This is a genomic window from Acinetobacter sp. GFQ9D191M, from assembly GCF_011174875.1.
Lineage (GTDB): Bacteria > Pseudomonadota > Gammaproteobacteria > Pseudomonadales > Moraxellaceae > Acinetobacter.
In genome coordinates, this window is record NZ_JAALGV010000019.1 from 1 (window position 1) to 830 (window position 830).

Annotated in this window: 1 protein-coding gene and 1 pseudogene; both read left to right on the forward strand. The window is 46.4% G+C overall.

What is annotated here, in order from left to right:
- The coding region (gene tnpB, locus G5T77_RS03575; RefSeq protein WP_252719415.1) for an IS66 family insertion sequence element accessory protein TnpB at positions 1–399 on the forward strand (399 nt) is incomplete at its 5' end.
- Between the two features lie 74 nt (positions 400–473).
- Positions 474–830, forward strand: a pseudogene (locus tag G5T77_RS03580) (IS66 family transposase); the annotation flags it as partial.

Below are 830 nucleotides of genomic sequence, written 5' to 3' on the forward strand. Positions count from 1 at the left end.
TGGCTTGAAATGGCAAGTATCGAAAATATCTGCTTTAGCAGAATTACTCAAGGTACTTGCAACATGATCCGCATTGATGAAATCTGGCTCTCCACCCAACCTCTGGATATGCGAGCAGGGATGGATACGGTCATGGCGCAGATTATGAAAGCCTTTGGCTCAATCAAACCGCATTGCGCCTACCTGTTCTGTAATAAACGTGGCCATCGTATGAAAGTACTGGTACATGATGGACTGGGCATCTGGCTGTGTGCCAGGCGGCTGGAACAGGGAAAATTCCACTGGGCTCAAGTTCACCAAGGTGAAACCGTGGCCCTCAACCCGGAACAGTTACAGGCATTAATCCAGGGTTTGCCCTGGCAGCGCATTGGACGACAGCAAGTGGTAACAATGCTCTAAACCAAGCTCGGCTATTCTGCTATTCTCCAAACGTTCTATTTCCTCTGCGTCATGACCTCAGGCATACTGCGGTCATGAATACGCTGCCTGACTTAAGCCAACTCACCCATGAACAACTGCTGGAATTTACCCGGCAGTTGGCGATGCAGCATCAGTCTCTGGCACAATCAAATCAAGAATTAGAAAAATCAAACCAACAATTGGATGCCAAAGTTCAACATCTTTCCATTCTCAATCAAAAATACGAGCATGAACTCGCACTATTTAAACAGCACAAATTCGGCAGTAAAAACGAACATCTCACTGCAAAACAAATCCACCTGTGGGATGAAGCGGTTGAAGAAGATATTGCCGCGGTTGATCTAGAACTGGAACGGCTAAATGCAGATAAAACCGATGCAGCGACACAGAAAGCCAAAACCAATAAACCT